The sequence below is a fragment of the Thorsellia anophelis DSM 18579 genome (assembly GCF_900111395.1).
GTDB lineage: Bacteria > Pseudomonadota > Gammaproteobacteria > Enterobacterales > Thorselliaceae > Thorsellia > Thorsellia anophelis.
In genome coordinates, this window is record NZ_FOHV01000009.1 from 15,751 (window position 1) to 38,773 (window position 23,023).

At 34.9% G+C, this 23,023-nt stretch carries 20 protein-coding genes; 10 read left to right on the plus strand and 10 right to left on the minus strand.

Annotated features, from left to right (window positions below; translation table 11 throughout):
• Window positions 1–3: 3 nt before the first annotated feature.
• The 3 genes from tldD to BMW37_RS07045 all read right to left on the minus strand — a co-directional run bounded on the left by tldD (window position 4) and on the right by BMW37_RS07045 (window position 4,528).
• Complete coding sequence (gene tldD / locus BMW37_RS07035; protein WP_093319022.1) at window positions 4–1,512, minus strand: metalloprotease TldD; 1,509 nt, start codon at window positions 1,510–1,512, stop codon at window positions 4–6.
• 121 nt (window positions 1,513–1,633) lie between these two features.
• Window positions 1,634–3,640, minus strand: coding sequence for a transketolase (gene tkt, locus BMW37_RS07040; protein WP_093319025.1), 2,007 nt, complete (start codon window positions 3,638–3,640; stop codon window positions 1,634–1,636).
• A gap of 24 nt (window positions 3,641–3,664) precedes the next feature.
• Window positions 3,665–4,528: a L,D-transpeptidase family protein gene (locus BMW37_RS07045; protein WP_093319027.1), complete on the minus strand. Its 864-nt coding sequence runs from the start codon at window positions 4,526–4,528 to the stop codon at window positions 3,665–3,667.
• A 551-nt stretch (window positions 4,529–5,079) separates the two neighbouring features.
• On the opposite strand from BMW37_RS07045, the gene BMW37_RS07050 reads away from it, so the two are divergent.
• Window positions 5,080–6,276 (plus strand): patatin-like phospholipase family protein, encoded by a 1,197-nt coding sequence (locus tag BMW37_RS07050; protein WP_177168609.1) that lies wholly within the window; start codon window positions 5,080–5,082, stop codon window positions 6,274–6,276.
• A 74-nt stretch (window positions 6,277–6,350) separates the two neighbouring features.
• Here BMW37_RS07050 and BMW37_RS07055 read toward each other — a convergent pair whose 3' ends face one another.
• Together BMW37_RS07055 and BMW37_RS07060 are read right to left on the minus strand one after the other, a co-directional pair.
• Entirely contained in the window at window positions 6,351–7,415 is a 1,065-nt protein-coding gene (locus tag BMW37_RS07055; protein ID WP_093319032.1) for an MBL fold metallo-hydrolase, read from the minus strand.
• 2 nt (window positions 7,416–7,417) lie between these two features.
• On the minus strand, window positions 7,418–7,738 hold the full coding sequence (locus BMW37_RS07060; protein WP_093319035.1) for a YebO family protein: 321 nt from the start codon (window positions 7,736–7,738) through the stop codon (window positions 7,418–7,420).
• Window positions 7,739–8,174: 436 nt separating this feature from the next.
• On the opposite strand from BMW37_RS07060, the gene sthA reads away from it, so the two are divergent.
• The 9 genes from sthA (at window position 8,175) to secF (ending at window position 18,075) form a co-directional block, all read left to right on the plus strand.
• Entirely contained in the window at window positions 8,175–9,575 is a 1,401-nt protein-coding gene (gene sthA / locus BMW37_RS07065; protein WP_093319037.1) for a Si-specific NAD(P)(+) transhydrogenase, read from the plus strand.
• Window positions 9,576–9,630: 55 nt separating this feature from the next.
• Entirely contained in the window at window positions 9,631–9,993 is a 363-nt protein-coding gene (locus tag BMW37_RS07070) for a LapA family protein (protein ID WP_177168610.1), read from the plus strand.
• A 28-nt stretch (window positions 9,994–10,021) separates the two neighbouring features.
• Complete coding sequence (locus BMW37_RS07075; RefSeq protein WP_093319042.1) at window positions 10,022–11,287, plus strand: lipopolysaccharide assembly protein LapB; 1,266 nt, start codon at window positions 10,022–10,024, stop codon at window positions 11,285–11,287.
• A 58-nt stretch (window positions 11,288–11,345) separates the two neighbouring features.
• Window positions 11,346–12,041 carry an orotidine-5'-phosphate decarboxylase gene (gene pyrF / locus BMW37_RS07080; RefSeq protein WP_093319044.1) on the plus strand — a complete coding sequence of 232 codons (696 nt, stop codon included), beginning with the start codon at window positions 11,346–11,348 and terminating at the stop codon, window positions 12,039–12,041.
• A gap of 275 nt (window positions 12,042–12,316) precedes the next feature.
• Window positions 12,317–13,459, plus strand: coding sequence for a tRNA preQ1(34) S-adenosylmethionine ribosyltransferase-isomerase QueA (queA, locus tag BMW37_RS07085; protein WP_093319047.1), 1,143 nt, complete (start codon window positions 12,317–12,319; stop codon window positions 13,457–13,459).
• Between the two features lie 84 nt (window positions 13,460–13,543).
• A complete protein-coding gene (gene tgt, locus BMW37_RS07090) occupies window positions 13,544–14,665 on the plus strand; it encodes a tRNA guanosine(34) transglycosylase Tgt (protein WP_093319228.1) in 1,122 nt (373 codons plus the stop codon).
• Window positions 14,666–14,752: 87 nt separating this feature from the next.
• Window positions 14,753–15,097, plus strand: a complete 345-nt coding sequence (gene yajC, locus BMW37_RS07095; protein ID WP_093319049.1) for a preprotein translocase subunit YajC — start codon at window positions 14,753–14,755, stop codon at window positions 15,095–15,097.
• A gap of 114 nt (window positions 15,098–15,211) precedes the next feature.
• Window positions 15,212–17,065 (plus strand): protein translocase subunit SecD, encoded by a 1,854-nt coding sequence (gene secD / locus BMW37_RS07100; protein ID WP_093319053.1) that lies wholly within the window; start codon window positions 15,212–15,214, stop codon window positions 17,063–17,065.
• 38 nt (window positions 17,066–17,103) lie between these two features.
• Window positions 17,104–18,075 carry a protein translocase subunit SecF gene (gene secF, locus BMW37_RS07105; RefSeq protein WP_093319056.1) on the plus strand — a complete coding sequence of 324 codons (972 nt, stop codon included), beginning with the start codon at window positions 17,104–17,106 and terminating at the stop codon, window positions 18,073–18,075.
• A gap of 277 nt (window positions 18,076–18,352) precedes the next feature.
• Here secF and BMW37_RS15930 read toward each other — a convergent pair whose 3' ends face one another.
• The 5 genes from BMW37_RS15930 to astA all read right to left on the minus strand — a co-directional run bounded on the left by BMW37_RS15930 (window position 18,353) and on the right by astA (window position 23,000).
• A complete protein-coding gene (locus tag BMW37_RS15930) occupies window positions 18,353–18,451 on the minus strand; it encodes a hypothetical protein (protein ID WP_425441773.1) in 99 nt (32 codons plus the stop codon).
• Window positions 18,452–18,553: 102 nt separating this feature from the next.
• Window positions 18,554–18,907: a hypothetical protein gene (locus tag BMW37_RS07110; RefSeq protein ID WP_093319059.1), complete on the minus strand. Its 354-nt coding sequence runs from the start codon at window positions 18,905–18,907 to the stop codon at window positions 18,554–18,556.
• A 32-nt stretch (window positions 18,908–18,939) separates the two neighbouring features.
• The gene (astB, locus tag BMW37_RS07115) at window positions 18,940–20,340 is read right to left on the minus strand and encodes an N-succinylarginine dihydrolase (protein WP_093319061.1); all 1,401 of its coding nucleotides are present in this window, start codon (window positions 20,338–20,340) and stop codon (window positions 18,940–18,942) included.
• Window positions 20,341–20,350: 10 nt separating this feature from the next.
• The gene (astD, locus tag BMW37_RS07120; protein WP_093319064.1) at window positions 20,351–21,880 is read right to left on the minus strand and encodes a succinylglutamate-semialdehyde dehydrogenase; all 1,530 of its coding nucleotides are present in this window, start codon (window positions 21,878–21,880) and stop codon (window positions 20,351–20,353) included.
• Window positions 21,881–21,929: 49 nt separating this feature from the next.
• The gene (gene astA, locus BMW37_RS07125; protein WP_093319067.1) at window positions 21,930–23,000 is read right to left on the minus strand and encodes an arginine N-succinyltransferase; all 1,071 of its coding nucleotides are present in this window, start codon (window positions 22,998–23,000) and stop codon (window positions 21,930–21,932) included.
• Between the last annotated feature and the right edge of the window lie 23 nt (window positions 23,001–23,023).

Genomic DNA, 23,023 nt, shown 5'->3' on the forward strand with positions numbered 1-23,023 from the left:
CTTTTAAGTGCTTTGAGTACCACCTATAGTAATTGAATTTACTTTGATAGTAGGTTGTCCTACACCCACTGGCACACTCTGCCCATCTTTACCGCACACACCAACTCCAGGATCAAGAGCTAAATCGCGCCCAACCATTGAAATATCTTGCATAACTTCGATTCCTGAACCAATTAAGGTAGCCCCCTTAATTGGGTAAGTTATCTTTCCATTTTCAATCATATAAGCTTCCGAGGCTGTAAAAACAAATTTTCCGGATGTAATATCTACTTGTCCTCCCGCAAAATTTGGTGCATAGATACCTTTATCTACACTTTCTATAATAGATTCAGGAGTAGACTCTCCTGGTAGCATATAAGTATTAGTCATTCTTGGCATAGGTAGATGAGCATAAGACTCCCTCCTACCGTTTCCGGTTGGTTTAGTCTTCATTAATCGCGCATTATGTTTATCTTTCATATAGCGCTTTAAAATGCCATCTTCTATCAATACATTGTATTGTGTTGGTGTGCCTTCATCATCAATCGCTAGAGAGCCTCTTCTATCTGGAAGCGTACCATCATCTACAATTGTACATAATTTCGAACAAACTTGAGTGCCTAGCTTACCTGCAAAAACAGATGTTCCTTTCCTATTAAAATCACCTTCAAGCCCATGACCAACGGCCTCATGCAATAAAACACCTGGCCAACCTGCACCAAGAACAACTGGTAATTTACCTGCAGGTGCTGCTTTAGCTTTAAGATTGGTTGCTGCTATTCTGACGGCTTCATATGCATAATGTTCAGCAAATGTCATTTTAGTTCTCTTTTGGGCACTACCTTGTAATAAACCAAATGTAAAAACAACATGGTTTGACATTGGATACTGTAAAAAATAATCAAATCCTTTTCTAGCCCCTCCACCACTTGAACCCCTTTCTCTTATTCCATTCTCTTCCATAAGAACAGATACAGATAATCTAACCAAAGGTCTTATATCAGAGCTAAACGTTCCATCTGTAGCTGCTACTAATACTAATTCATACACCCCTGTAATACTTGCTGTTACTTCCTTGACTCGGCTATCTGCATTTCTAGCAGTTTTATCAATTAGATGTAAAAGTGAAACTTTATCTTCTTGTGTAATACCGGTTAATGGGTTGATGTGCGCATAGCGGTATGGAGAATTTTGATGTTTTAATATCTTATTTTTAGGAGACGATTGAACTTGTGATATGGTTCGAGCTGCAAGAATTGATTGGCAAATTTTCCCATCAGAGATCAAGTCCGTATAAGCAAACCCTGTTTTTTCACCTACAATTGCCCTAACACCAACACCTTGATCAATATGATAAGATGCCTCTTTAATAATTTGATTTTCTAAAACCCAAGCTTCATGGTAACTTGATTGAAAAAATAAGTCACCATAATCTATATTTCTTTCACTAAGTAATGATAGGTATTGATTAAGAGATTCTGGTGTTAAATCATTCGCATATAAAAGCTCGTCAATTACTAAGGCTGTATCCATTTAATTCAATCCAAATTAATTTACACTCATTGATTTATTGAATAGAGTTAATGTCAATAAACTAAAAAACGGCACCATGATTGGCGCCGCCTATTTTAAGCTAACAAACTAAATAATTAATCTATTTCAATAGATTAATTGCTTTAGACACTACATTTTCAACGGTAAAACCAAATTCTTTAAACAATAAATCAGCAGGAGCTGATTCACCAAAAGTAGTCATGCCTACGATATCACCTTCAAGCCCAACATATTTATACCAAAAATCAGCTATTCCAGCTTCAATTGCTATACGTTTTGTTACAGAGCTAGGTAGAACAGATTCACGATACTCCGCATCTTGTTTATCAAAAACATCAGTAGACGGCATTGAAACCACATTCACTTTGTACCCTTTATCTGTAATTGCTACAGCTGAATTAACAGCAAGTTCAACTTCTGAACCCGTAGCAATAATAATCAAATCTGGTACCGATCCACAATCTACTAACACATATGCTCCTTTATAGACATTTTGAAGTTGAACTTCATTTCGTTGCATTTGTGCTAAGTTTTGTCTTGAAAATATTAGTGAAGTTGGCCCATCTTTACGTTCAATCGCATATTGCCATGAAATTGCGGATTCTACTTGATCACATGGTCTCCATGTACTCATGTTAGGTGTTAAGCGTAAGCTCGCCATTTGTTCAACTGGCTGGTGAGTAGGTCCATCTTCTCCTAACCCAATTGAATCATGCGTATAGACAAAAATAGACTGAATTTTCATTAGTGCAGCCATTCTGAGTGCATTTCTAGCATATTCCATGAACATCAAGAAGGTTGCACCATAAGGAACAAAACCACCATGTAATGCGATGCCATTCATAATTGCGCTCATGCCAAATTCACGCACACCATAATGGATATAATTACCTGCTTTATCTTCATTAATAGGCTTAGAACCTGACCACATAGTTAAATTGCTTGGCGCTAAATCTGCTGATCCTCCTAAAAATTCAGGTAACACTTTACCGAATGCTTCAAGACTATTTTGTGATGCTTTTCTACTTGCTATTTTTGCTGGATTAGCTTGTAAATTATTGATGTATTCATTTGCATATGTTTTGAAGTTAGTAGGTAGCTCACCTTTCATTCTTCGCTTAAATTCTTTAGCTAAATCAGGATAAGCTTTTTCGTAAGCACTGAAAACTTCTTGCCATTGTTGTTCGAGTTTCGAACCCTTTTCTTTGGCATTCCAAGCCGCATAAACTTCCTCTGGAATTTCAAACTTAGGATAATGCCACCCCAATTTCTCACGCGTAGCAACAATTTCAGACTCTCCTAGAGGAGCTCCATGACTATCCTCTTTACCTTGTTTATTAGGTGAACCAAATCCTATGATTGTTTTACAAATAATTAGCGTTGGCTTTTCAGTTTCAGATTGTGCTTCTTTTATAGCATGAGCAATTTCTGACGGGTTATGTCCATCAATACCACGTATAACCTGCCAGCCATATGATTCGAAACGAGTTGCAGTGTCATCAGTAAACCAGCCTTCAACTTCACCATCAATTGAAATACCATTATCGTCATAAAGTGCTATAAGTTTGCCTAGTTTAAGTGTACCAGCAAGAGAACAAACCTCATGTGAAATTCCCTCCATCATACACCCATCACCTAAAAACACATAAGTGTTATGATCTACAATTTCATGTTGAGGTTTATTAAATTGAGCAGCAAGCGTTTTTTCTGCAATAGCAAAACCTACTGCATTTGCGATACCTTGTCCAAGTGGACCTGTTGTTGTTTCAATACCTGGAATATAACCATATTCAGGATGACCAGCAGTAGGAGAATGTAATTGTCTAAAATTTTTAATTTGATCAATTGTTAAATCATATCCAGATAAATGAAGTACACTATAAAGTAGCATTGAACCATGTCCGTTAGACAGGACAAACCTATCTCTATTTTCCCATTTTGGATTATTTGGATTATGCTTTAAAAAATCACGCCATAGCACTTCAGCCATATCAGCCATTCCCATTGGTGCACCTGGGTGTCCTGAATTTGCTTGTTGAACTGCATCCATACTAAGTGCTCGAATGGCATTAGCATATAACTGACGGTTTTGGCCCTGATTTGACATAACATGCTCCTATTAAATTTAAAATTAGTGGTTATCTTTTGCAAGCTTAATACTATTTAGTAATGCGTCTTCCTGTTCTTTATTAGGTAAAGAATCAGAACGTTCACTAGTCTCTAATGAGTTTACCATAACTTCTAATGAATTTGGGGCTGACACAAATAAACTGTTAATAGATTGATTTGCCGCTAAGCGTAAATCAGAAGGTAGCATTTGTGAAATTGCATACTGACCACTCTCAACAGTTACCATGGCAGGATAGCTATGTTTCTGAAAATATTCATATCCTTTAGCTAGCTGCTGCCAAAAAGTATAATTTTCAGAAAACTTATACTTATTTAAATTTTCTTTGGTCATCTTAAATGGGTAAATATGGATAGGTATATGTGTTTGACCGGCTAAAAGTGCTGCTTCAGCATAATTGTATATCTCTTCCATTGGGGCATCTTGCATCGCATAGCACCCTACTGAAACACAATCACCATGTATCATCAAATAATTTCCTGTATAACCTTGAGATTTGTCATAAGCATTTGGAAAACCTAGATTAATAGCCCTGTGATATTGACTATCTGGTTTAAGTTGGCTATAGGTTGCAGTATAAAAACCTTCTGGACTTTTAAAATCACCTTGTTGTTTTTTAGGGCCTAAGCCACCTGAAAACTTACAAATTGGAAAAGCGCGTACTAATTTGTAAGTGTCACCATCTTCTTCATAAAGTTCTAGAATTGATTCAGTTTTAAATATTTGTATAAATATTGGCTTTCCTTTTATACCATTAGATATATCATAAGCATGAGCCATACTAAAAATTAGAAATAGTAAAAAGCCAATTAAAATTTTATTTTTCAAAAAATCTATAACAACATCAAAAAGAATAACCCGATACATACATACCCTATTGTTAATTATACCGAACATCACTACCTTACAAAAAGTTTGAGTATTTGTAAAACACATAACTTGCGACTAATAATTCAAATTATAACCTAAATTTGATGTCATTACAGATGATAGTAATCATTATTTAAGATACAATCAATATTTAAATGATTCATTTTATCTAAGTCATTTTTTTTCAAATTAAATATAGATTTTTCCACTTCAAATATGGATTAATCACACATTCGAACTTAGCTAAATTAATATTCTAATTTAAACTTAGCACGATACAAATCGTTAAAATTAAGCATCATAGCTTCATTAGTCTATGCCTAAATTACCATTGTCTTTTAACATTATCTCCGTATAATAATTTTTACGTACCGTATAAAATTCATTGACAAAGAAGATAAGTGTTGTATGTATAGAAAAAAGTCTTTATATTTTAAATTGATATGAAAATCCATAGAATTTGATTCTTAAACATATCATCCTAATTGTTTTTAAAACACCTTAACACTAGATAAAAGATGGAAGTATTTTTTATAACTGAGAGACGTATGCAAAATTTCAAAATTATCCTGTATGTATCTGTATTTCCATTTTTTTTATCTGCATGCAGCGAAATACCAAGAACTCCTCCTCCTGCAGAGAAAATTTTTGAAATTAGCCAATCGAATTATCAGCCTTTTAGGGCTACAGCAGGCAGGCTAAGTGATAATTTCATGGATGATTTAGTCTTATCTTATCAACAAGAAAGCGAAGATTCATTTATTGACCCAAATACTCCAACGCGAAAGCTCTACCCTCATTTAGTTCTTTCTGGTGGTGGACCTAACGGTGCATTTGGTGCGGGTTTATTAGCCGGATGGAGTGAACAGGAACGTCCAACTTTTAAAATTGTCACAGGCGTTTCGACTGGTGCACTTATGGCGCCTTTTGCATTTCTTGGCAGTGAATATGACGATGAACTTTTTCGGTTTTATACGACAACTAAGTCAGGTGATATTTTTTTGCTAAGCAATCCATTTTTCAGGTTATTATTTAGTGATTCATTTGCTGATACTACACCATTGCAGAGGCTTATTGAATTGGATGTCGATATGACCTTACTGTCTAAAATTGCTAAAGAACATGATAATGGTAGAAGATTATATGTCGCAACTTCAAATTTAGATGCTCAGAGCCTTATGATCTGGAATATGGGTGTCATTGCAAAAATAGGAAACAAAGAAGCCCTTGAATTATTTAGAAAAGTGATGTTAGCATCAGCCTCTATTCCAGTTGCATTCCCCCCTGTTATGTTTGATGTTGAACATAATGGTGTAACTTATGATGAACTTCACGTTGACGGCGCTGTTGGTGCTAATATGTTTTATAGTGGTGGTGTTTTTAACACCGTACAAGCTAGGGAAAAGGCAGGCATAATTAATGCTACAGAAGCTGTATATATAATTCATAATGGTCAACTAGGTGCTGTTGCAGATCCAACAAACCGTTCAATTGCTGGTATTGCAGCTAGGACATTTGATTCAGTCACTAAAGCCGCAGCGATAGGAGATATTCATAGGATATATGCAACATCCCTTCGCCAGAACTATGATTTTGCTTGGATAACTATACCGCTTGAAGTTGATTTGACCGAAGCTGAACAAATTTTCGACCCTAATTTGATGAGAAAACTCTATGATGCAGGATTTGAATTGTCGCAGCCTACAATCCCATGGCGTAGGCTTCCTCCTGGAATACAAGAATAATTTTATCGTACACAACACATAATCTGAATCGATATCAACTAGTCTTGCTTAATTCATAACAGACTAGATTCGGTTTATAATAAAGGTAAATCGATTCGTTGCCCAATCTTAAAAGGAAAGAAGTTACTTTCAGCTAAACCCGCGTCCTTTAGGGCGATCGATAACTCAATAGGTGGTTCATCTAATGATTCATCTCCTAGTTCAAATACTCCCCAATGAATAGGAATTACCTTTGGTTGTCCAAAGTATTGATAGAGTTTGACCGCACCTTGTGGATCCATATGGGCTAATTGCATAAGCCACCTTGGCATATAAGCACCTATAGGGAGACAAATCAGATCAAATGGTCCTAAATTATCGTAAATGGCATGCAAGCTCTCTGTATAAGCTGAATCTCCTGAAAAGTAAAAATTAACATTACTATTTTTAATTGTATACCCTCCCCAAAGGGATCTGTTTTTATCAAAAAGTGTTCTTACACTCCAATGTTTAGCAGGGGTAAACGTTATCTTAATTCCTTCAAAAGAATCATCATCCCACCAGTCTAATTCAATTACATTTGAAATACCTAATTGACTGAACCATGATTTAAGTCCAAGTGGAGCAAAAATCTTAACTTGAGGGTTAATTTTGAATATTGATGTAATCGTTTTTTTATCAAGATGGTCATAATGATTATGAGAAATTAATATTAAGTCAACTGAAGGAAGCTCATCAATAGATATAGGAGCAGGAGTAAGTCGTTTTGGGCCCCAAAAGCTCACAGGAGAAATCCTATCAGTTAACACAGGATCAATCAAAATAATCTGACCATCGAGCCTGAGCATCATACTCGCATGTCCTAACCACCAAACAGCATCCTGATGTCCATTTAGCTCTACGGGCTGCATCCATTCAGAAATGAAATTGTCATAACCTTTTTTGGGAGGTAATGGCAATTTATTTTTTTTCCTATTTGCTTGCCATTTTTGCACATCAGCATGACTATGATTAGAGTGTTCATCAAGTATAACAATTTCTTTTCCTGAACAAACTGCTCTTTCCAACTGCGCAGGAGTGCAACTAAGGCCTCTATTGATAAATCCAGTTTTAGTGTGATGAGGTTTATTTTCTTTAAAATAAGGATTGTTATATTTCATAGTTATCTTTCTGGAAAAATTTCACTTACTCCTAGATCTTCAAATTCCTTTTTGATGGGTTGCTCTTTTGTGTCTGGGATATTTGTTTTAACCTGCTTATCTACTGAAGGAATTGCTTGTTCTAACTCTTCATTTATAATCTCCACACCTGAAGCTTTTAGCAACTGCTTTAATAATAGGATTTGATAGTCTTGTTGTTCCACTAAAATTTCAAGAAGCTCAATTTTTTTACTTGAACGAGTTGAGAGCCTGATTACAAAGAAAAGCAACACTAAGGATGCTAAGACAATTAATGAAAACACAAGTAATTCAATTATTTCCACGATACACCTATATTATTGATAAATTGACAACTTAAATTATAAATGATGTTTTACTATATCAGTTTAAAGTCATCCTTTAATCTAAGAATACAACACTTATTTGTACAGTATATCACACCGTTAACCACATACCATACTTTGTCATGGCTAACTGATATATTGTTCCGAATCTCAAATTGTTGCAATAATTAGAACCTGAAAAAAGCAACTAGATCATAATTTAAATACAAGTTCAATCATTACTTCTATCCAAATGATTGCAAATAAATGCTATAAAAATAAGTCAATTAAACCAATAATCAACCTGATCAAATCAACAAATATTGTAATTTAAATTAATTAATCATTTCTAGTCAAATATATGGTAAAATGCATGATATTTTTCTAACCCGAAAATCTGTTAATTTCATGTAACATTCATGCTTGGAGTAAGTTTATGCCTCAACATTTTAAATATGATGCTATTGTAATCGGAACTGGACCTGGTGGCGAAGGAGCCGCTATGGGTTTAGTAAAAAAAGGAGCTAAGGTTGCAGTAATTGAGCGATACGAGCAAGTTGGTGGTGGTTGTACACATTGGGGCACTATCCCATCTAAAGCACTTAGACAAACTGTTAGCCGTGTAGTTGAGATCAATCAAAATCCTCTATTTAATGTTTCTGCAAAAAAACTGACAGTCACTTTCCCTCAGATATTAAAACATGCTGAAAAGGTCATAGGTAAACAGACTACCATGCGTCAAAATTTTTATGATAGAAATAACTGCACTATCTTTTTTGGCAAAGCAAGTTTTATAGACGAAAAAACAATCCAAGTGATTAATGCTGATGATTCTATCGATATCATAACAGCTAAAAATATCGTGATTGCAACTGGCTCTACTCCATTCAGACCAGCTTCAGTCGATTTTTCTCATCCAAGAATTTATGACAGTGATACTATTTTAAACTTAAAACACGCACCAAAGCATATTATCATCTATGGCGCTGGGGTAATTGGTTGTGAATATGCCTCAATTTTTAGAGGACTAGGCGTTAAAGTCGACCTTATCAATACCAGAGATAGATTATTGTCATTTTTAGACCAAGAAATGTCAGATGCTTTGTCATATCATTTTTGGAATAATGGTGTGGTAATTAGGCATAATGAAGAGTTTGAACGTATTGAAGGTCTTGATGATTCAGTTATTGTTCATTTAAAATCCGGAAAGAAAGTTAAAGCTGATTGTATTTTATATGCAAATGGACGTACTGGTAATACAAAAGATTTAAATTTAGAGTCAGTTGGAATTCATCCTGATTTAAGAGGCCTTTTAAATATAAATCATGTTTATCACACTGATATTGAAACTATATATGCAGTTGGGGATGTCACTGGATACCCTAGCCTTGCCTCAGCTGCGTATGATCAAGGGCGTATAGCTGCTGAAGCAATTATTAGTGGTAAAGAAAGTGCTAGACTTATTGAGAACATCCCTACTGGAATTTATACAATACCTGAAATTAGCTCTGTAGGCAAAACAGAACAGGAGTTGACAGCACAAAAGATTCCTTATGAAGTTGGGCGTTCTCAGTTTAAGCATTTAGCTAGAGCGCAAATTGCTGGAATGGATGTGGGAAGCTTAAAATTATTATTTCATAGGGATACAAAAGAGATATTAGGAATACATTGTTTTGGTGAACAAGCTGCAGAAATTGTACATATAGGGCAAGCAATTATGGAGCAAAAAAATGGTGGAAATACAATAGAATATTTCGTTAATACAACCTTTAACTATCCTACGATGGCCGAAGCTTATCGGGTTGCAGCACTAAATGGGCTTAATCGTTTATTTTAATGATTAGTGATACAAATATTCAATTAAAACAAGGATGTTTTTATTGGGGAGTCATATGAAATCAATTATAGTTATTATCATATTTTTATTGATAATTGCCTTGGGAATTGCAATTGGTAGTCAAAATAATAGTGTTGTTGAAGTAAATTACTTAATCGCAAAAAGTGAACTTTCTTTATCATTAGTTCTTGCTATCAGTTTTGGATTAGGTTTTTTTATCGCTTGGTGCTTTTGTGGATTACTTTATTTTAAAGTTTTATTCTCAAGACGATTATTAAAAAGAAAAGTCAATAAATTAGTTAAAGAAGTTGATAAAAAAGATAAAGATATTCAAAAACTATCTCGCAAGTCCCAATTAGATGCAGATTTTTTATTAACTAAGAAACAAAATACTGAGCGTTTAAACTCATCTCTGTAGATTGTATCGCTTCCTATGGACAAGAATAATGCTTGAATTACTGTTCCTACTATTACCTATTGCTGCAGCTTATGGCTGGTATATGGGAAAACGTAGTGCACGTTTTGAAAAGCACCAACAGGAAAACAGAATATCGCGTGAGTTTGTAACGGGCGTTAATTTTTTACTAAGCGATCAAAAAGAAGAAGCCTTAGAATTATTTAGCGCGATTGCTAAGGAAAAAGGGGATGATTTTGAAGCTCATCTTACTTTAGGTAATTTATTAAGATCTAGAGGTCAAATTGATAGCGCTTTGCAAATTCATGAATCAATTATTGCAAGTGAACTACTAACATTTGAACAAAGATTACTTATCAAGCAACATTTAGGCAAAACTTACCTGCAAGCTGGTTTATTAGATCGTGCAGAAGCGATATTCATCTCTTTACTAGAAGAGGATGAATATCGAGTATTTGCTCTTAAGCAACTATTAACAATATATCAATCAACCAGAGAGTGGGAGCAGGCCATTGTATATGCTCAAACTTTACTTAAATTGAGCTCCTATAATTATCGTACAATGATAGGCCATTTTTATTGTGAACTTGCCTTAAAAGCAGAGCTAGAATTAAAGATATCTGAAGCCTATGAACATTTAAAAAATGCGCTTCGTTTTGACAAAAATTGCGCTAGAGCCTCTTTAATGCTAGGGCAGTTATATGTAAAAGAAGATAAAATAGTTGATGGCATCATGATGTACCAATATATTTTGTACCAAGATCCCCTTGTTGCTATTGATGTGCTCCCTATTTTAGACCTATGTTATGATAAGCTTGAAGAAAAAGGGGAAACCAAAACAGAATTTAGCGCACATAATTTTGAAAAAAATCGAGTTAACCTATTAAGAAAATTCAATTTAAACCCAGCACATATAGATTGTTTAAGTAAGCTAGATTTTTTGAAAAAATGTATCGATAAAGATATTGGAAGTGATGCGCATGTTTATTATATTAATTACTTGATTCAACAAGGTCGAAATGAAACTGCTTATGAACATCTGAAAACAGCAATGTTCAAACGTCCTACCCTTAAACTATTTAAAGCATTCATAAATTTTCAACTTACTCATACTCAGCATTATCAAGAACAAAGTAGTTTGACTATTTTAAGGGATATGTTAAATGAACAGATTATTAATAAACCTAAATATCGGTGCATTAGCTGTGGATTTAATGCTCATTCACTATATTGGCATTGTCCATCATGTCGCAATTGGTCTACCATCAGCATCATAAAAAATATTGAGGGTCAATAAGTTATATAAGCTGACTCATTTAAAGAAAATATTTATTTATATTTAACAAGGAGAAACAATGTCTGAAATCATAATTGCTCTTGATTACAATAATAAAAATGAAGCCTTATCTTTTATTGAAACCATAGATCCTAAAATGGCTAAATTAAAAGTCGGGAAAGAAATGTTTACTCGTTATGGGCCTGAATTTATTAGATTATTACATGATAAACACTTTGACGTCTTCTTAGATTTAAAATTCCACGATATCCCTAATACCGTTGCGTCTGCTTTAAAAGCTGCCGCTGATTTGGGGGTATGGATGGTTAATGTCCATGCCAGTGGAGGTGAAAGAATGTTGAGCGCTGCTAAAACTGCACTTGAAAGTTATGGTAAAGATGCTCCCCTGCTAATTGCCGTTACAGTGTTAACTAGCATGGAACAGGAAGATTTAACCTTAGTTGGGATTACTCATAAGCTACTTGATCATACTTTAACGCTTGCAGAATTAACTAAAAATGCAGGTCTCGATGGTGTTGTATGTTCTGCTCATGAAGCTATCGATTTAAGAAATAAATTTGGGGAAAACTTTAAACTCATTACGCCTGGTATCAGGCTAGAAAACATGTCTTCTAATGATGATCAAAGACGCATAGTGACACCTCAAAAAGCAAAAGAATTTGGGGTTGATTATATTGTAATGGGAAGACCTATTACAGGTTCATCAAATCCAACAGAGACATTAAAATCCATCTTTGATTCACTTAATCAATAATGCATATAAAACAAACTCTTAGAATTTCATTGGAAGCTATTAAATACTAAGAGTGAGTGACGATCATAAAAAGCTCATTTATATTAGTGTATTTAATTCATGGTTTACTTGCTACGAAATACATGCGAAAAGTAATGATAGAAAATGCTTAACCATAAAACGTACAAAAAAGAAAATCTAGCAAAGCTTGCACAAGTACTAAATGAGCTTTAAACTGTAGTGTTTGAAGTGCTAATAAATATCAATATTAATTAATAATCAGCAAAATTAAAAACATGAACTTATCAAATTTTTCTTTCGATTTACCTACGGAGCTGATTGCTAAATACCCGAGCAAACAACGCACAGACTGCCGTCTTCTTGAACTTGATGGGAATACTGGTGAGGTGAACGATAAAACTTTTATTGATGTTCTTCAGCTCCTCTGTACGAATGATCTACTTATATTTAATAACACCAAAGTTATCCCTGCTAGGCTGTTTGGTTATAAACAAAGTGGTGGTAAAATTGAAATTCTAATTGAAAGAATTGTAGATGCTCATACAGCATTAGCGCACATACGATCTTCAAAATCTCCTAAAAATGGCACTAAACTTCTCGTTTGTGAACAAAATGACAGCACTTTAGAAGCATTATCAACAGAACAAAACACATCTATTTTTGAATTACAAATGACATCTAGACATGATACTTTATTTGAAATTCAATCTCTAAGCATACCAATAATAGATATTTTGAACAAAATAGGCCATATGCCGTTACCACCATATATTGATAGGGCTGATGATAAAGAGGATAAAGATAGATATCAAACGGTATATGCTAGGGATGAAGGAGCAGTTGCTGCGCCAACAGCGGGATTACATTTTGATGAGTCGTTAATTGAGCAAATCAGAAATAAAGGTATTGAAACTGCTTTTGTTACTTTACATGTTGGTGCAGGCACTTTCCAGCCAGTTCGTGTAACAGATATAAAAACCCATACAATGCACAGTGAGTTTGCGATTGTTCCACAAGAAACAATCGATGCAATAAAGCTCTGTAAACAACGAGGGGGACGCGTTATTGCTGTTGGAACCACTTCTATTAGATCATTAGAGAGCGCGGCAAATGCAGTTATTTTTCCAGAATTTCAATCTATGGCACTTTCAGATGCCCCAAAAGTCAATTTTGATTTTGAAAAACTGACTGCATTTATGGGAGATACTAATATTTTTATTTATCCAGGCTATCAATTTAAGATTGTTGATTCATTAATTACTAATTTTCATTTACCTGAATCAACTTTGATTATGCTCGTAAGTGCTTTTGCTGGTTATGAGAATACTATGAATGCATATAAACATGCAGTTGATGAACAATATAAATTTTTTAGTTATGGGGATGCTATGTTCATTCATAAGCGCAATGATTTTTAAGAAATCTATATAATAAATGACGATTTTTTTGAATATGAATATATAAAAAGTGAGAAGATTGATATGTCTAGCAGTAAATCAAAAATGCGCTATGAATTGATTAATACAGATGGTAAAGCTCGTCGAGGTAGATTACACTTTCATCGTGGCGTAGTCGAAACACCAGCTTTTATGCCAGTCGGGACTTATGGTACTGTAAAAGGAATGACACCAGAAGAAGTTGCTGAAACGGGAGCACATATATTATTGGGAAATACCTTCCATCTTTGGTTACGCCCAGGGCAAGAGGTCATTAAAGCTCATGGAGATCTGCATGATTTTATGCAATGGCATGGCCCAATACTTACTGATTCAGGTGGGTTTCAAGTATTTAGTTTAGGCGCTATGCGCAAAATATCTGAAGAAGGCGTTTCATTTAAACATCCAATTAATGGTTCGACCATTTTTTTAAGCCCAGAAAAATCAATGGAAATACAGTTTGATTTAGGCTCTGATGTTGTTATGATTTTTGATGAATGCACACCTTATCCAGCAGATAGAGAATATGCCGCAAAATCAATGGCTCTTTCATTGAGATGGTCACAAAGAAGCCGTGCTAAATTTGATGAATTAAACAATCCAAATGCACTTTTTGGGATCATACAAGGTGGAATTTATGAAGATTTAAGAGACGAATCTTTATCCGGTCTAATAGATATAGGCTTTGATGGTTATGCTGTAGGTGGACTTGCAGTAGGAGAACCTAAAGAAGACATGCATAGAATATTAGACTACATCTGTCCTAAAATACCTGAAGATAAACCTAGATATCTTATGGGAGTAGGTAAACCAGAAGATCTAGTTGAAGGAGTGCGAAGAGGGATTGACATGTTTGATTGTGTGATGCCAACTCGCAATGCTAGAAATGGCCATCTTTTTGTTTCGAAAGGCGTCATTAAAATTCGTAATGCAAAATACAAAAATGATACAGGAAAGCTAGATGAAGAATGCGACTGTTATACGTGTAAAAATTACACCTTAGCTTATCTGCACCATTTAGATAAATGTAATGAAATACTAGGTGCCAGATTAAATACCATACATAATTTACGATATTATCAGCGATTGATGAGTGAATTAAGAACAGCTATTGAAGAAAATAGTTTAGATACATATATTACATCATTTTATACCAAAATTGGCAAACCTATCCCAAATACAAAGTAGATAGGTCAAAGTTTTCAACCAAATGTTCAGCTATCTTGTGGTATATTACAAGTGTGTTGGCTAATTTTTTTTAACTAAGGAGTGTTTATGAGTTTTTTTATTTCGTCGGCCCATGCCGCTGCCCCTGCAGCAGGAGCAGCACCAGCCTATGGTGATTATGGCACAATCATTATCATGCTAGCCTTTGGTCTAATTTTCTATTTTATGATAATTCGCCCACAGCAAAAAAGAGCTAAGGCTCATAAAGAACTGATGAATTCAATTTCTAAGGGCAATGAAGTATTGACTAATGGTGGACTTATCGGTCGTGTAACAAAGGTCTCTGAATCTGGTTATATATCTATTGCATTAAATGAAAATAATGAAGTAATCATTAAACGTGACTTTATTGCAGCTGTATTGCCTAAAGGTACAATGAAAGAATTAGAGTAAATTAAAAAATAATTCGTACAACAATTTATTGTTGTACGAACTTAGTAAGAAGCTTATTAATAAGCTTCTTGTATAATTTGTCATTCGAACAATACTGTGTTTCAAGGAACGACCGTGCTAAATAAATATCCATTGTGGAAATATATTTTATTAATTGTGGCCATTATTATCGGTGGCATTTATGCATTACCGAATATTTATGGTGAAGATCCAGCAATTCAGATCCAAGGTACTCGAGGTGCTAATATTGACTTAGCGACGAATGACAGGATTAGGAATGTCTTAGTCGCAAATAATATTACCAATGCTGTTAGTGATTGGAACCGAGAACAAAACTCTATACTCATCAGGTTCAACAATCAAAATGAGCAACTTGCTGCTAAAGATATTTTATTAAATGAGCTAGGAAAAGATTACATAATAGCACTTAATCTTGCACCTGCGACCCCTTTTTGGTTAAGGGCAATTAATGCTGAACCCATGAAACTTGGCTTAGATCTTCGCGGCGGAGTTCATTTCCTCATGGAAATTGATACTGATACTGTGCTGTTAAAATTACAAGATCAGATAAGTGATTCAGCTAAAGATGCTATTGTTGCTAAAAAAATTGAAATTCAAAAAATTGAAAAAATTGATGGTTTTGGAATAAAGATGCAATTTGAAACAGAGACAGTTAGAAATGAAGCGCTAGCCTCTGTATCAAATTTAGCTCAACAGTTTACTGCAACGGCTGTAGGAAATAACGAAATCACATTTATTCCAAGTGCTGCAAGAATTGCAGAAGCCAAAGAAAATGCACTTGTACAAAACTTGACTATTTTAAGAAATCGCGTCAATCAGCTAGGCGTTGCAGAACCAATAGTCCAAAGACAAGGCACGGATAGAATTGTTGTTGATCTACCAGGGATTCAAGATACTGCAAGAGCAAAAGAAATTTTAGGTGCTACAGCAACCTTAGAATTTCGTTTAATCAACCAAAATGTTTCAAGTGTGAATATTGCTAAAGGTCGTATTCCAGCAGATACAGAAATTAAATACGATCGTAATGGTAATCCTGTTGCTTTATTTAAACGCGCAGCATTAACTGGTGATCATATTAATGATGCAAAAAGTTCTGTTGATGAAAAAGGACTTCCTACTGTTAGTATTACACTAGATAGTGCTGGCGGCACTATTATGCAAAAAGTCAGTCAGCAGAACCTCAATAAACCAATGGCGACATTATTTGTGGAATATAAAGAAGGAACAGAGGTAGACGAACGTGGACGCCCTATTCTAGAGAAACATGAAGAAGTCATCAATACAGCTAATATAGCAGGTGTATTTGGTAGTCAATTCCAGATTTCTGGTCTAGATAACCCTGCAGAAGCAAGACAGTTAGCAATATTGCTTCGTGCTGGTGCACTCATAGCACCTATCCAAATAATCGAAGAAAGTACTGTTGGTCCTACTCTTGGGGCACAAAATATTGCACAAGGATTTAAAGCTTCTCTTTGGGGGTTTATTTCTTCAGTGATTTTTATGCTGGTCTATTACAGAGCCTTTGGATTTATCGCTAGTATCGCATTAACAATTAATTTAGTGATGATTGTGGGTGTGATGTCAATGATACCAGGAGCCACATTAACTATGCCTGGGATTGCAGGGATTGTGCTGACAGTTGCGATTGCAGTAGATGCGAATGTACTTATTTATGAGAGAATTAAAGAAGAACTCAAAAATGGTCGTAGTGTACAACAAGCAATTCATGAAGGTTATAAAGGTGCATTTTCAACTATATTGGATGCAAACTTAACCACTATCATAACAGCTATTATCCTTTATGCTGTTGGCACAGGTTCAATAAAAGGCTTTGCTATTACCACAACAATTGGTGTTGCAACCTCTATGATAACAGCAATAGCTGGAACACGTGCAATTGTAAATTTACGTTATGGTGGCAAACGAATTGACAAGCTATCAATTTAACCCACTAATAATTTACTCATACAGTAAAGGAGTTTTTTGTGTCAAATGAATATAACCTTGAAGATCTGAACAATGGACGTAAAGTTCACGATTTTATGCGTTGGTCTAAAACGGCTTACATTATTTCTGGTCTGCTACTGATTGCATCAGTTATTATTGTTTCAATAAAAGGATTCAATTTAGGGCTAGATTTTACCGGTGGTCTAGTTGCTGAAGTTAGCTTTGAACAAGCTGCTGATACAGATCAAATTAGGCAAGTGCTAGCAGAAAATGGACTAGATAATGCAGTTGTACAACATTTTGGTAGTGTTAACAAGGTGCTACTTAGAATACCGCCTATCAAAAATGAAACTAAAAATAATACTATCAGTGAAGATTTAAGACACATTATTGAGACAAAAATTGGAGGCAAACCAGTCTTTGATAGCCTAGTACTAGCAGGTCCATCAGTTGGGGCTGAATTAGCACAAAGTGGTGCACTTGCGCTTTTATCTGCATTAATTGCGATATTAATTTATGTAGGAATCCGTTTTGAATGGCGATTAGCATTAGGAGCGGTGTTATCTTTAGCACATGATGTCATTATCACAATTGGCATTTTATCCCTTTTTCAAATTAAAATCGATCTTACCATCGTAGCATCACTCATGTCTGTGATTGGTTATTCCTTGAATGATAGTATTGTTATCTCTGATAGAATTCGTGAAAACTTTAGAAAATTACGAATTGGCTCTTCTTACGATATTATAAATTTATCCATTACACAAACATTAAGCCGGACTCTCGTTACTTCTGGTACGACATTGATGGTTGTCCTTATGATGTTTATCTTTGGTGGTGAGATTTTAAAAGGATTTTCTTCAGTGATGTTAATCGGGGTTACACTAGGGACTGTTTCTTCAATATATGTTGCTTGCGCACTTACATTAAGCATGGGTGTTAAAAGAGAACATATGCTTCAGACTAAAGTTGAGAAAGAAGGCGCTGATCAGGAAGCCTTATTACCCTAGATACTATATCTATATGTATGCATACAAATCAATTAAGAGTATGCATACATACACCAATCAAAATAAAGAAAGTTTACTAATTATTCCCTTGTATTTATCCACTTAGCCATAAAACCTAGTCCTTCAAGGCGAGTATACAAAACGTAACTACCTAGTCGTTATTATTGTGGTGTTGCTTGTTGTTCTAAATATTGCTGGATAATAGATATTCAGACTCCATCACAATTTATTGCAAAATAAGAAAGCAACCACAAACGATCTCTCCAAAGTTTTTTCTTTAGTTCGGCATAACATTTTTTCTAATCATTCGACTAGATACAACACCTTTTAAACTATTAACTAAGCTTGATATTGACACTTTAGGAGAAAAAATAATTAAAAAATGCTAGTCATGCTGTTAATTAAATTAGATTAATTTTTCATCAAAATATTCATTAGCACTAAAGAATATAGACTTCATCTTCAGCCATGAATTACTTTAATAGTTTGATTTATGCATATCTTTATACAAATTTAATCTCTCATTTGCATAAAGAGAAAAAGCATGAGCTTCATCTAATAAATCAGAAACATTTTGTCTAAGAGATTTAACTTTTTGAGCCCATTCATGTTCTTCAGGTAAAACAGTGATATCTTTTAACGACTCAACGAGCATTTGATAATCTAAATGAAAAGTTTCGATTTGCCGGTCTTTTTCCACGATAGTTTCAGAGAGCGAATTTATTTCATTTTCAGTAGTGCGCTTATATTCTTCAAACAAATTGATTAATCTAGTGAATGAAGCCTCTAACATTAATTTTTCAGCACTTAACGACTTGTCTGCAATATACATAATTTTTACCTCTTTAGAGTATTCGAGTCTACTTAATAATCATTTTTTTGAAAATCATATATCGAATTAAGATTTAAAATAACGGTCAATTCATCTAAAGCTCGATAATTTTCTTGTAAAAGCATTGGATCACCTAAATCTTCAATAACTAATTTATCTCTATAATGCGCATCAATCCATTTGTCTAATTTTTCATAAAGCTCATCAGTTAAAATAATCCCTTGGTTGATTGAAGTAAACTCTGCTTGCGACATCGCAACCCGTAACCGTAAGCAAGCAGGACCGCCTCCATTTTTCATGCTTTCTCTGAGATCAAAAACCATAACTTCATCGATAGGTGTGTTACTTTGCAAAAGATTTTCTATATACCGCCAAACACGGGTATTATTCTGAGCCTCTTTAGGTAAAACAAGCATCATTCTACCATCCGGTTTAGTCAATAATTGGCTATTAAATAAATAACTATCAACACACTCTTCTAAGGTAACTGATTCATTAGGTACCATGATGGGCCGAAATTCTACGCCAATTTGATCAAGCTTAGCGCTTAATTCAGCAATCACATTATCATGATGCTCAAACGCAAATTCATGGTAAAAAAGCACATTTTGATTGGTCACAGAAATAACATCATTGTGAAAAACGCCACTATCAATTGCTATCGGATTTTGTTTTGCAAATACAACTTTATTACTATCGAGTTGATGCAATCTAGAAATCGCTTGACTTGCTTGCAACGTTTGCCTTGCTGGAAAACGATTTGGACCATTTGATAAATGATGACAATCCACACCATAGACAAATAGTTCAATCCCTTCTTCGGCATAATTAGAACCTAAACGTCCATGATTAGCTGCACCTTCATCACCGAAAAGAGGATTATGAGGTAAAACTGGATGATGGGCGAAGCGTTTAGGGTTATTAAAAATTGCTTGCAATACAGCAGCTGTAGTTACGTGTTCGAATGAACGGTGAAATTTATTTTGCAAATTAGCAGGTGTAATATGCATACGACCATCAAATGTATCAGATGAGGGAGATATTGTTGCTGCATTTGCAACCCACATATTAGAAGCTGAACTTAGCATTGAGAGTAATTCAGGCGCCTCTTTTGCTGCTTTTTGAAGTACTTGTGCTTCTGTACCACTAAATCCAAGTTGTCTTAAGCCAGGGATGTAAGGCCTTTGATGAGGGGGTAATACTGCTTGTTTAAATCCCCTATCCATCAATGCTTTCATTTTCAATAAGCCTTGCTTTGCTGCAAGCTTTGGATTCGATACCTGAAATTGATTATTAATAGAAGCTTTATTGCCATAAGCAAGGCCAGCATAATGGTGTGTTAATCCGACTAAACCGTCAAAATTAACTTCAAAACCAGCTAAGTGAGTTTTGGGAATTTGGTTGCTGTTATCAATTATTTGATTATCTGACATAATATCCTACTTATTGATTTTTATTATATTGTGTAAAAGGTAGTCCAGGTGCAAAAGACTCAGGTAATGAAAGGTGTCTAGTTGCCATAGAAGCCATTGGCCAAGCACAATAATCAGCAGCATAATATGCGCTAGGTCTATGATTACCTGAAAGCCCCACCCCACCAAATGGTGCATGACTTGACGCTCCAGTTAACGGTTTGTTAAAATTTACTACCCCAGCTAAGATGTTCATTTTAAAATAATCAAAATTAGTAGAATTAATTGAGATTAACCCAGCAGACAATCCAAAGCGTGTCTTGTTAGCAAGAATGACCGCCTCTTGCAAATCACTATATCGATAAACGGTTAAAAGAGGACCAAAATACTCCTCATCAGGAAGAGTCATACCTGTTGCTTCCACTATTCCCGGGCTGATTAATGCACTCACTCCATTTATTCTTGTCATTTTAAGCAAAAGATTTGCACCTGAAGCTACCATTGCATCTTGAGCTTCAAGTAATTTCTCAGCTGCTGCGTCACTAATCACTGTCCCCATAAAAGGCTCTGGAATACTATCCCATGCACCAATTGTGAGTTGTTTAGTTAATTCAATTAAACGGGCTAAAAAGCGATCCCCTTGTATGCCTTTTTTTATTAACAACCGTCTTGCACAAGTGCATCGTTGTCCTGCTGATAAAAATGCTGATTGCAAAGCAACATGTACAGCAGCATCTAAATCTTCAAAATCTTCTACGACTAAAGCATTATTTCCACCCATTTCTAATGCCAACATCTTATCGACCTGCCCTGCCAATTGCTTATGCAAAGCAATTCCTGTTTGAGCGCTACCAGTAAATAAAATTCCATTAACTTTTGAATGGGCACTCAGTGATATACCTGTTGATTTAGCTCCTTGAACTAAATTAATTACGCCTTTATCCATACCTGCAGCTTCAAAAAGCTTAACTAAACATTCGGCTGTCCATGGCGTTTGTTCACTTGGTTTAAATACAATAGTATTACCCGCTATGAGTGCAGGAATAATGTGTCCATTAGGTAGATGGCCTGGAAAATTGTAAGGCCCAAAAACAGCCATGACACCGTGTGGTTTATGGGTTAAATACGTGCCTTCTACACCTGTTTCAGTTTCTTTAGTTGGTGTTCTGTTATGATAAGCATCAATAGAAATCGATATTTTACCAATCATGGCTTGAACTTCTGTTAATGTTTCCCAATAAGGTTTTCCAGTCTCTTTAGAGATGACTTTGGACAATTCATTTTTATGTTCTGAAAGCACTAAAGCATATTCTTTGATCTTATTAATTCTATATTCCAGTCCCTTTGAAAACCAGATAGAACTTGCTTTTGCAGCACTTTCAACTGCAAAGTTAACGTCAGATTCATCTGCAGTCGTACCTTCCCATATTAATTTTTGATAGTAAGGATCTGCTTTAGAAAGCCTTTCCCCTTTCCCCACCTGCCATTGTCCATCAATATATAAAGACATCCCTGTATTTAATATATCAGCTCTTTCTGAATTAAAAATAAGTTTGCTCATTTGTCATTACCTTCTCTAATTGAATTTTTTTAAATGTTTAGTTTAGAGTTCATTTTAACAAAACGGCTCTAACAGGCTCACCTACTTTTAAATTTAATGCATCAATGACTCGTACCGGTAAGTTAAGTTTATTTGAATCATCGATATAAGCAAAACTTACTGTTACTTTATAGCACTCAACAGACAATTGTTCATTTGATACCAAATATAGTCTATATTTCGTTTCATTTGTCGGAAATGTATTTGCGGGGGTATTATAATCATATAAAGGAATATCGTCATCTGATTGCCAATCAAATAATCGACTATTTTTAATACTATATACTTTGTCAATTTTAGATTGTAATGTCGGACCGCCATCAAAAATATCGATATAATTTTTAAACTTGAGCCCTTCTCCTTCAAGCATTTTTCTTGCTGGTGCGGTTTCAGGATGTACTTGCCCAATAATACTTTTAGCTTCTGCCGGCAGAAAATCGACATAAAGCGGGTGTTTTGGCATCAGCTCAGCTATAAATGCCTTTTGCCCCGTTCCACTTAAAAAATCGACCTTCTCAAAATCCATTGCAAAAAAATGCTTACCAACATGCTCCCAAAAAGGAGAATGTCCATACTTATTTGAATAACCTCTTAACTCAGCGATAATGTCTTTAGGAAACCGCTTTCTATTAGACGCAATGAATAAGAATCTAGATTTTGATAATAATCGACCCAATACCCCTTTTCGATACTCAGGCGATAAAAATAACGTACATAACTCAGAAAACCCAGTATGGTCATTGCTCAAAACTAAAGTTGAAAGAGAACGATACACATCTAGTGCTTTAGATGCATGAACTTCTTGAGTAATTCGATAACTATACCAAGGCTCTCTTAATCCTACCGCAACTTCAATAGCACAGATACCAACCACTTTACTTATTGATAAATCTTCCATAACAAAAACATAACCCTGACTATCGGGCTCAAGCAATTCTAGCCAAGTATCCTTAGAGCGAATGATACGTTTTTCAAGAGTCTCTCTATCATGAGGTAAGGATGTTAGACCACCTCCTGTATGGGTTGATAACGATAAAATATCATCAATATCCATTTTCCTAACAGGTCGTATAATTATCATCATATCCTCCTTGTGATTTCACT

Coding starts and splice junctions, on each gene's coding strand:
- tldD (WP_093319022.1), bottom strand. CDS start 1,512: ATGGATACAGCCTTAGTAATTGACGAGCTTTTATATGCGAATGATTTA.
- tkt (WP_093319025.1), bottom strand. CDS start 3,640: ATGTCAAATCAGGGCCAAAACCGTCAGTTATATGCTAATGCCATTCGA.
- BMW37_RS07045 (WP_093319027.1), bottom strand. CDS start 4,528: ATGTATCGGGTTATTCTTTTTGATGTTGTTATAGATTTTTTGAAAAAT.
- BMW37_RS07050 (WP_177168609.1), top strand. CDS start 5,080: ATGCAAAATTTCAAAATTATCCTGTATGTATCTGTATTTCCATTTTTT.
- BMW37_RS07055 (WP_093319032.1), bottom strand. CDS start 7,415: ATGAAATATAACAATCCTTATTTTAAAGAAAATAAACCTCATCACACT.
- sthA (WP_093319037.1), top strand. CDS start 8,175: ATGCCTCAACATTTTAAATATGATGCTATTGTAATCGGAACTGGACCT.
- BMW37_RS07070 (WP_177168610.1), top strand. CDS start 9,631: ATGAAATCAATTATAGTTATTATCATATTTTTATTGATAATTGCCTTG.
- BMW37_RS07075 (WP_093319042.1), top strand. CDS start 10,022: ATGCTTGAATTACTGTTCCTACTATTACCTATTGCTGCAGCTTATGGC.
- pyrF (WP_093319044.1), top strand. CDS start 11,346: ATGTCTGAAATCATAATTGCTCTTGATTACAATAATAAAAATGAAGCC.
- queA (WP_093319047.1), top strand. CDS start 12,317: ATGAACTTATCAAATTTTTCTTTCGATTTACCTACGGAGCTGATTGCT.
- tgt (WP_093319228.1), top strand. CDS start 13,544: ATGCGCTATGAATTGATTAATACAGATGGTAAAGCTCGTCGAGGTAGA.
- yajC (WP_093319049.1), top strand. CDS start 14,753: ATGAGTTTTTTTATTTCGTCGGCCCATGCCGCTGCCCCTGCAGCAGGA.
- BMW37_RS07110 (WP_093319059.1), bottom strand. CDS start 18,907: ATGTATATTGCAGACAAGTCGTTAAGTGCTGAAAAATTAATGTTAGAG.
- astB (WP_093319061.1), bottom strand. CDS start 20,340: ATGTCAGATAATCAAATAATTGATAACAGCAACCAAATTCCCAAAACT.
- astD (WP_093319064.1), bottom strand. CDS start 21,880: ATGAGCAAACTTATTTTTAATTCAGAAAGAGCTGATATATTAAATACA.
- astA (WP_093319067.1), bottom strand. CDS start 23,000: ATGATAATTATACGACCTGTTAGGAAAATGGATATTGATGATATTTTA.